At 43.1% G+C, this 9,763-nt stretch carries 7 protein-coding genes and 2 pseudogenes; 8 read left to right on the top strand and 1 reads right to left on the bottom strand.

Going from position 1 to position 9,763, the window contains the following annotated elements:
- Positions 1-116: pseudogene (locus H6F92_RS22820) on the bottom strand (IS630-like element ISMae27 family transposase); the annotation flags it as partial.
- A gap of 430 nt (positions 117-546) precedes the next feature.
- On the opposite strand from H6F92_RS22820, the gene H6F92_RS22815 reads away from it, so the two are divergent.
- The 8 genes and pseudogenes from H6F92_RS22815 (at position 547) to H6F92_RS22780 (ending at position 9,688) form a co-directional block, all read left to right on the top strand.
- Complete coding sequence (locus H6F92_RS22815) at positions 547-1,008, top strand: hypothetical protein (protein WP_190359611.1); 462 nt, start codon at positions 547-549, stop codon at positions 1,006-1,008.
- 142 nt (positions 1,009-1,150) lie between these two features.
- Positions 1,151-1,873 (top strand): annotated as a pseudogene (locus H6F92_RS22810) (IS1 family transposase); the annotation flags it as partial.
- Positions 1,874-2,126: 253 nt separating this feature from the next.
- A complete protein-coding gene (pyk, locus tag H6F92_RS22805) occupies positions 2,127-3,548 on the top strand; it encodes a pyruvate kinase (RefSeq protein WP_190359610.1) in 1,422 nt (473 codons plus the stop codon).
- A gap of 195 nt (positions 3,549-3,743) precedes the next feature.
- Positions 3,744-4,445, top strand: a complete 702-nt coding sequence (locus H6F92_RS22800) for a 2,3-bisphosphoglycerate-dependent phosphoglycerate mutase (protein ID WP_190359609.1) — start codon at positions 3,744-3,746, stop codon at positions 4,443-4,445.
- Between the two features lie 925 nt (positions 4,446-5,370).
- Positions 5,371-6,168 (top strand): molybdate ABC transporter substrate-binding protein, encoded by a 798-nt coding sequence (gene modA, locus H6F92_RS22795; RefSeq protein WP_190359608.1) that lies wholly within the window; start codon positions 5,371-5,373, stop codon positions 6,166-6,168.
- A 3-nt stretch (positions 6,169-6,171) separates the two neighbouring features.
- Complete coding sequence (gene modB / locus H6F92_RS22790; protein WP_190359607.1) at positions 6,172-8,010, top strand: molybdate ABC transporter permease subunit; 1,839 nt, start codon at positions 6,172-6,174, stop codon at positions 8,008-8,010.
- A gap of 118 nt (positions 8,011-8,128) precedes the next feature.
- Complete coding sequence (locus H6F92_RS22785; protein WP_190359606.1) at positions 8,129-8,581, top strand: hypothetical protein; 453 nt, start codon at positions 8,129-8,131, stop codon at positions 8,579-8,581.
- Between the two features lie 297 nt (positions 8,582-8,878).
- Positions 8,879-9,688, top strand: coding sequence for a hypothetical protein (locus H6F92_RS22780; RefSeq protein ID WP_190359605.1), 810 nt, complete (start codon positions 8,879-8,881; stop codon positions 9,686-9,688).
- Positions 9,689-9,763 lie beyond the last annotated feature (75 nt).

Below are 9,763 nucleotides of genomic sequence, written 5' to 3'. Positions count from 1 at the left end.
TTTAGTAGATACAGGGATTGTACTTTAGCAAAGTTTAAAGAGGTTACTTGTTGCTTCAACAAGGATTTTAAGTCTTCTACTGACTCAGCAACATTAATATTAGGGACTCCACTCATTGCCTTTTTACCACACAAACTATACCTTTACCAAGTATGACATACTTTTTGAAAAATGGTATTAAGCAAAAATCGACCAAATGTGAAGATTTCGTAACTATTCTGATTGACTGGTATCACTTGAAATGCTCACACAGCAAGCGGATCACAAAATTGGCCAATTGTCAATAGCGTTTGAGATGCTCTCACCCTGGAACAACGGCACTTAGAGACCGAAGTGAGCTTAGGAACATGGTTTCCCAAACCGTGAACATTTTGAGGGTAGTTAATTAACTAACTCATCTCTGATTTTATTGAACCATCCTGAACAGTTAAAGGGTGGTTAGACCAGTGGTTAATGATTGAAAAATCTTCGGGAAGAAGGCTGGTAGTTAAGCCGTTTTCCCGCGATTGTGTTGGCTAAAATATCCATTTTTTGGAGGTATTTTTTATGTCTGGACAAGCGAGTTTTCCCATCCCCAGTACCGCCTCAAATGAAGAAACCACGGGGCGATATATTGTTACTTTCCAAGATGGATCAACCCCAGAAGGAATCGCCGCCCTGCGAGATGTGGCGGGGATATCTGCCTTGCCCGGTGCCCGGGATTTTGCCGATTCCGCCATGGACAGTTCAGAACTAGATGCGGCGGGAGGGGGAACCTTTCCGACTTTGGGGGTGGCAGTGGTTTCTATGGATGACTTAGCCTTGAGCGGTGTCATGAACATAGCGGGGGGAGGTTCGGCAATTTTAGCGATCGAACCCGAACGAATTTACTATGCGATCGAGGAGGGCTTATCCTGGGAATACCTCAAGGGTTATCGCGATGCCGTCAATCATCTTTATGAACAGTCCAAAACCTGCGGGGGTAGTGATTCGGTAGTAGTGGTAAGCCATCTTGCTTATCTGGACTGAGTCGTGTAGAATATTTACTAATAAAAATAATTGCTTGATAAATGTTGGGGATTTGCTTTTTATGATGGCTATTTTTATCAATATCTTCTCTTGGATAATTAAACTTTGGTTAAATTACGATGAAGATTTAAAACCTTGTCTTCTGACAAAAGATTCACAAACTTCAACATCTTGTTGTCCTAAATGTGGTTCTTATCATACCATCAAAAATGGTTCTACACATAATGGCAAGCCGAAACGTCAGTGTAAAGATTGCGGTCAACCGTTTGTGATCAATCCCACTAATAAAACCGTCTCTGACGAAACCAAACAATTAATTGATAAACTCCTGCTCGAACGAATTTCCTGACGAGGAATTGCTAGAGTAACAGGAGTAAGTTGGTCATGGTTACCAAATTACGTCAACAATAAATTGGCATCTGTCCCTCGTCAAGTAAAGGTTTCAGACAAACAAAAAGGTAAATTGGTTAGAGAATGTGATGAGATGTGGTCTTGGGTTTTTTCTAAGACGATAAAGGTTTATATTTGACGGTTAATTGATAGAAAGACAAGGGAAATTATTGGTGGCTATGCGCGGAGATAGGAGTCGTCAATCAGCCAAAAAACTTTGGGCAAGCCTACCCGGTGTTTACCGACAATGTGCTGTTGCTTACACAGACTTTTGGGAGTCCTATAAGACAGTAATTCCGAGTAAACGTCATCGGGCAGTAGGTAAAGAAACTGGTCAAACTAATCATGTTGAAAGATTAAATAATACCTTTCGACAAAGGATTTCTCGGCTGGTGAGAGAGAGTCTATCTTTCTCTAAAAAAATGGAGAATCACGTTGGGGAACCCTTTGGTATTTTATCCATGACTACAATGCACAGCAAAGCAAAGGATTAAGCCGCCATCACTACTACCGAATCACCACCATCAGTGAAAAGAAAGCTCCCAACTTGCCACTTAATAGTATTGAAAACTCAAATCTGATCACTGATCATTGACTCCTGACGGCGAAGGAGAGGATCCAGAGTGATTGCAACTCTGTGGAAAAGCTTAATTTGTTTTCCGCTTCACCGTTAGTTAACCTAAAGTGAATATCATGTAATCGTCCCAAGATCGATTAGTAAGGGTTCCATGTCAATTATTACCCATAGAACTAAGATCGTAGCCACGATCGGCCCTGCCAGTAATTCGCCAGAAGTCCTCAAGGAGATGATCGGTGCGGGGATGAATGTAGCGCGGCTAAACTTTTCCCACGGTAGCTACGAAGATCATGCGAGAGTTGTTAGCCTTTTACGGCAAATTTCTCAAGAATTAGACAATCCGATCACTCTCCTGCAAGATTTACAAGGGCCAAAAATTCGCGTTGGTAATCTCCCCAATGGTTCGATTACCATCAACGACGGCGATTATCTTACCCTTGTACCCATGGATGAGTATCGGGGAGAAGCGAACACCGTTTCGATCGATTATCCCTATCTGGCCGAGGAAGCACAGCTAGGTGAGCAAATTCTCCTTGATGATGGCTTATTAGAGCTAAAAATCGTTGAAATTAACGGAAAAGACCTAAAATGTCAAGTGTTGGAGGGAGGAATTCTCAAAAGTCGCAAGGGAGTTAATCTACCCCGTCTCAATTTGCGCTTACCTTCCATGACCGAAAAAGACAAACAAGACCTAGAATTTGGTCTTTCTCAGGGGGTTGATTGGGTTTCCCTCAGTTTTGTTCGTAAAGGAGAAGATATCAAAGCGATTAAGGCATTTTTAGCCGAGAGAAATCATGGGGACGTGCCAGTAATGGCTAAAATTGAAAAACCGCAAGCGATCGAAAATTTAGAGTCAATTGTCGAGGAATGTGACGGAATTATGGTGGCCCGGGGCGATTTGGGGGTAGAATTGAGTCCCGAAAAAGTCCCTATGTTGCAAAAACGCATTATCAAACTCTGCAACATGAAAACTATTCCCGTCATCACTGCCACCCAGATGTTAGAGAGCATGATTCACAATCCCCGACCGACTCGGGCCGAGGCCAGTGATGTGGCTAATGCGATTATCGATGGAACCGATGCGGTGATGTTATCGGGGGAATCCGCGGTGGGAGACTTTCCCGTCAAAGCGGTGGCTATGTTGGCCAAAATCGCCCATGATGTGGAAGCAGATGTGAAGTTTGATAATGTTCCCCCCAATCAGTCCGATGAAACTCACGCTCTCAGTGAGGCTTTAGTGGCGATCGATCAAACCCTTGATCTCCGTTATATTGTCACTTTTACCACCTCTGGCTACACTTCGCTACTGGCTTCTAAGGAACGTCCCTCAGTTCCCGTGATTGCCATGACTCCCAACAAACGCGTCTATCACCGTCTCAACCTAGTCTGGGGTGTGATCCCGATTCTTCTTGATCATCAGGTGTCCGTCTTTGAGGATGTGTTAAAGCAAACCGAATCAATTCTACTTCAGAAAAATCTAGCCCAATCCGGCGATAAAATCCTGATTATGGCGGGAATTCCCATGCAGAAAACTAAAGGCACCAATTTCCTCAAAATTCACACCATTTCCTAAGTTCTAGGAGTCGGTCGTCGGTCGTCGGTCGTCGGTCGTCAGTATTCAGCTTTTTTCTCCCCACACCCCACACCCCACACCCCACACCCCACACCCTACACCCCACACCCTACACCCCACTTCCCCACACCCCACACCCCACACCCCACACCCCACTACCCCACTACCCCACTACCCCACTTCCCAAGAAAACCCATGTCAAAACTTGTATTAATTCGTCACGGCCAAAGTCTTTGGAATGCGGCCAATAAATTCACTGGATGGGTCGATGTTCCCTTGAGTGAACGTGGTCGTGCTGAAGCGATGATCGCTGCCTGTAAACTTAAAGAAGCCAATATCACGATCGATGTCTGTTTTACCAGTCTCCTAATTCGCACTATGGAAACGGCAATTATTTGTCTGACTGAGTGTGATGAAATTCGCGCCGGTAAAATTCCTATTTTTAAACACGATAGCGATGATCCTGATTGGCACGGCTGGGATCGGTACGATGGTGATCCCAGTCAGGAAATTCCGATTTTTCCCAGTCAGGCGCTCGACGAGCGCTATTATGGCGATTTACAGGGTTTAAATAAAGCCGCAACTGCCGCTAAATTCGGAGAGGCACAGGTTAAGGAATGGCGCAGATCCTATTTTACCCGTCCTCCCGGAGGTGAAAGTTTAGAGGATACCGTCGCCCGGGTTGCACCCTTTTTTCAGAGTCGTATTCTCTCCCATATCCGACAGGGTGATAATGTCTTGGTGGCAGCCCACGGTAATTCCTTGCGGGCAATGATTATGACCTTAGAAAATCTTAGCCCAGAAGAAGTCCCCAGTTTGGAGTTAATCACGGGAGTTCCAATTGTCTATGATCTCGATGAGACTGGAAAAATTATTAGTAAGCAAATTCTGCCCTGATTTTTCCGTCTTCTTCCAGACGCGCGCCGTTAACCTGCATTATTCACCAATTTCCAAAACCCTGATTATAAGAGGCTCTCAAAAAACAGACTGTTTTTTAGCTAGATCGCTGAATGACTTTCCTAACAAGGCTTTTGAGGATTTTCCCCAGTCTTCATGAATAATGCAGGTTAAATTTTAGAAATACTGAGGTTAAAAACCGTGTTATTATTCAAAATAATTATTTTTATAGGTATATTAATAAGTCTTTTTGTCTTGTTAGTTTTATTGGTATCTTTTGCGATTATTGATAGTAGTTATATTAATTATAAAGGCATGGCATGGGATCAAACAGGCAAATTTATCTTGTCAACTATCGTTATCTGTTTCCTATTGATACTGTTATTTGTTTATACTTAATAAAGTGTCAAACAACTTCCAACCATATCTGTTAATTTTATCATTTTAGTCTCGATTTGTAGCAGTTAAGTGGTTGGACAAAAGTAAGGTTAGCTGTGGGGGAAAGAGTCGGTCGAAGGATTGAAGGAGATTCGACTAATCTAAGAATAAGCGGTTTAAATGCGTCTTAGCTTACTTAGGGTTGGCTGAATAAATCTAAAAACCTTGTTGGATAAGACTTTTAGACTTTTTTGACCTCAAAAAGTGCCAGCCGAGAGTGATCGGGGCGAAAATTCCGGGACTTTTTCCCTGAAAATTAGGTAATTGACCGTCTGAAAATGGGTAAAACCCTACACCCCACACCCCACCTGCCCCCCCGACCCCCCCGATGTCGGGGGGGCAGGGGGGGTGGGGGTTGGGGGGGTCACACCCTGCCCCCACGAAAAACTTTTTCAGCAGACCCTACTTAGCATCATTAGATACAGATTTCCCGTCGTTGATTGGTTGTGATAGAAATATAAATATCGATCGCTTGCTGTCAATCTTGATGAAAAGACGATATTTTCTGGCTTTTATCGGCTCAATTGCCCTTAGTTGCTTATTATCTCTGGGTATAAACCTTTTTTCCTCTACTATCACCACCGCACAAACCCAGACAATTCTAGTTTCTGCCGCCGCTAGTCTCAAAGATGCTCTAGAAGAAATCAAGCCGGGGTTTGAAAAAGCCCATGGCCACATTAAAGTTAATTATAACTTCGGTGCGTCGGGGGCTTTGCAACAGCAAATTACACAAGGTGCGCCGGCCGATGTTTTCCTCTCGGCTGCCACTAAGCAAATGGACGCTTTAGCAAAAGCTGGTTTAATCGATACAACTACCAGAAGAAACCTGCTCACTAATCGCCTAGTTTTAATCGTTCCCAAGAATTCCGCCCTAAAAATCAGTGATTTTCGTTCCCTGACTAACAGTAATGTCCAAAGAATTGCCGTGGGTGAACCGCGCAGCGTTCCCGTCGGTCAGTACAGCGAAGAAGTTTTGAAAAATATCGGCATTTTAGAGCAAATAAAACCAAAACTGGTCTTGGCCAACTCCGTCCGTCATGTTCTCGCCGCCGTAGAAACCGGTAACGCCGATGCTGGCATTGTTTACATCACCGATGCCAAAATTTCCGACCAAGTAAAAGTAGTGGCTACGGCTGCCAATAATCTCCATTCTCCGATTATTTACCCCATAGCTGTGATCAAAGCCAGCAAAAACCCGCAAGCTGCCAAGACTTTCGCCCAATATCTCACCAGGACAGCCGCTAAAAACATTTTTGAAAAATTCGGCTTCGGAATAGCCAGATAAACAATGTCAGACTTTTCCCCCCTATGGATATCCCTGAAAACCGCCACCATTGCCCTGATAATCATCTTTTTTCTCGGTATTGCCGCCGCTTATTGGATGTTAGGCTATCGTGGACGGTGGAAATCCCTAATCGAGGTAGTTTTCGTCGCACCCTTAATCTTGCCCCCGACGGTGCTAGGCTTCATTTTACTGCTTCTATTCGGCAAAAACGGACCATTAGGACAGTTATTAGACCTATTTAACTTTCGCATCGTTTTTACTTGGTATGCCGCCGTTATCACCGCGACGGTGGTAGCTTTTCCCCTGATGTACAAAACCACCCTCGGCGCTTTTGAACAGGTAGATGCCAACATCCTACAGGTTGCCCGCACCCTGGGGGCATCGGAAGGGAAAATATTCTGGCGCCTACTTTTGCCCCTCTCCTTCCCCGGGGTATTAGCAGGATTAACCCTAGCTTTTGCCCGCGCTTTGGGGGAATTTGGGGCGACTTTGATGTTAGCGGGTAATATTCCGGGGCAAACTCAAACTATCCCGATGGCGATTTTCTTCGCTGTGGAAGCAGGAGCGATGACCGAGGCTTGGATATGGGTGTTTATTATCATATTAATCTCCCTATCGGGAATTATCGCCGTTAATCTCTGGCAAAGTCAACGCAAACAGCAATTAGGACGACTGGGAGAAAGCAAACCTAACGAGATGGAGGACTGGCTGCCACCCTGGCAGGGTCGCGATTTTGCCCTTTTAGCAGCTGAAAATCACCATTATAGGGATAAAATAGGCTTATTTGTCGATATAGAGAAATATTTACCCGGTTTTAACCTCTCGGTCACTTTTAACTGCCAAAATCAGCCATTAGGACTATTAGGGGCTTCGGGGTCGGGAAAAAGCCTGATTTTGCGATCGCTGGCTGGTGTGGAAACGCCCTCAAGGGGCCGTATTGTCTTAAATGGGCGCATTCTCTTCGATTCTGAAAAGGGAATTAATCTCCCCAGTCGTCAGCGTCGTATCGGTTTTGTGGTGCAGAATTATGCCCTTTTTCCCCATCTCACCGTGGCAGAAAATATCGCTTTTAGTCTCTCGAAAAACTTATCTAAAAAAGTTATTAAAGAGCAGATTGCCAACCAATTGGAATTAGTGCAGTTACCCGGCATGGAAAACCGTTATCCCCATCAATTATCGGGGGGACAACAGCAACGAGTCGCCATCGCTCGCGCTTTAGCTAGTCGTCCGGAAGCTTTATTATTAGATGAGCCTTTTTCTGCCCTTGATACTCATCTACGCGCTCAATTAGAACGTCAGATGATCAAAACTTTAAGTAATTACGATGGCGTGACAATTTTTGTTACCCATAATATGGATGAAGCCTATCGAATATGTGAGAATTTATTAGTTATGGAAAAAGGGCGGGCAATTGCTAATAATTCTAAACAGAAAATTTTTGAACGACCAGATAGCGTTAGTTTGGCCAAGATTACCGGCTGTAAGAATTTTTCTCGTGCTGTAATTATTAATAATCAACAATTGGAAGCGATTGATTGGGATGTTAAATTACACACCGTCCCCGGAATTCCCGACTATTTAGCCTATACGGGAATTCGCGCCCATCAAATTATTTTTGGTCGAGATTTAGGCGATATTAATACTTTTCCCTGTTGGTTGGCTAATGCCATTGAAGGCCCCCATCGGGTGACTCTCTATCTGAAACTTAATCAACCCTCCAACCACGACCGCGATTTTCATATCCAAGCAGAGTTATATAAGGATAAATGGTTAGAAATTAAGGAGCAAGCTTTGCCTTGGACTGTTACTTTATCTCCCCAGCGTTTATTATTATTAAAGTAATGGGTTAATTTTTCTCAAGTGCTGACAGATATAGAGCTTCTAAAATCCCAGACCATCCCGTTAAATACCCCCTCGTGTCATTAGTTAGTAAAAATGTTCTATATAGAGTTATAAAATCATGGCTAAAAAGGAATCTTGTGATTGGATAATGCGAGTGGATTTACACTTACCCACTCCTGATGAAATGCCGGATGAAATGTTAGAAATAGCAGCAGCAATTGCGTGGGTTAATTACCGAGTGGAGGGGCCAGGTTGTCTGTGGCTGATGGTCAATTCCTGCTGTGAACCTAAATTTATGTATCTGCCAGATATCAAGTTAAGACGAATTGCCGAAAGAGCGCATCCAGAGGTAGATATTTACGATCCAATTAACGAACTCCTGCTGTTAGTTAGTCCCAATTGGGAAATATTTCCAGGGGAATTAGTGGGAGATAATGAAACAAATTTTTATTACCGAATTAACGTCAAAGAACGAGTAGGAAAATCCTGTGAAGATTGCTGGGAGGTTTGGGGAGAAAAGTTAGGAGAAGTTGGTCGAGAAGGAATGGTAAAAGTAGTGGAATATGTCTAAAGTGTCGATTGAGTAATTGATTGTTCACCACAGAGACACAGAGTTTTTTGAGTAATTTTTCTGATTAATGAAATAGTGTTATATTGGTTCTGAGTAAGAGGTAAGCATTCGGATAGAAAATCTCCGGTTTCAGGAATGGGTTATTGTCCGAATGCTTCGCCCCTACTCAAAAATTTATTAGATCTTCCAAAAAAGCGATATTGATTTATTAATTGGTTTTTGAAAAATGGTATAAGTCAATAACACCACTCCAAAGGGGTCTAGTTATAATTAGAGGAGGTTGATCAAAGGTGATTTATGGACGATAAAACCGCAAAGCAGGAAGAATCAGAATCTGAAGAGAAAAAAGAATCAGATTTAGCTCCATTTAAGTCTGAACATCAACTTGCTAGGGGTTTCGTTCAACAACTAGGGCAAGCTTTAATTCAGTGGCTACCCGTTGGCAGTAGTAGTTTTATCTTAGTCTCGTTTTTGCTCCAGCAGAATTGGTTAATGGTGGTTGTCACCTTACCGATTACAGCGATCGCCGTATTTTGGGCCTCTTTTACGCGAACATTGCTCTCGAAGATCCAAGAAATGGGCAAAAAAATGGGAGAAGAAAGCGGCACTTTTTTAGAAAAATGGTTACGCGCTATTTTAGAAGGCATTCGTTGGCAATTCGCAGGAACGGAAGAAAATTACTTGCGTTGTCTAGGGAATCTGCACGAAATAACCCATTCTCGGACAGAGGGATTAAGCTCTTTTAAACCCTTGTTAAGTGATGTAGTTATTCCCTTAGAATTAAACGGAGATTTTGCTATATCGTCTGAAGGTTATCATTTACCTATGCCTTTTCGTGGGTCAGAAAAAGATTTAGAAAAAGTTAATCATCTCCGTATTTGGGATATATTGCGGCGTAGCAGTCAGGAAGCAACCTATCGCAATATTGTCATTAGTCAATACGGCGGTTATGGAAAAACAACTCTATTACGTCACGTCACCCATATTTATTGCCAAAAATTACATCAAAAAGCTCCCTATAAAGCACCGAAATTATTGCCTGTTTTGATTGCTTTTCGAGAATGGCAAAGGGAGCATCTCACCTTTGCAATAAGTAGAAATGCTTAATGAGATCAATAAAAAAGTTAAAAAAGGCAACCATTTAGATAAGCACAGCGATGACGAAGGACTTGCGGTACATTA

The organism is Microcystis wesenbergii FACHB-1317 (assembly GCF_014696875.1).
Classification (GTDB): Bacteria; Cyanobacteriota; Cyanobacteriia; order Cyanobacteriales; family Microcystaceae; genus Microcystis; species Microcystis wesenbergii_A.
Note: the sequence above shows the minus strand (reverse complement) of the source record. Positions and strands in the feature narration are given on the sequence as shown.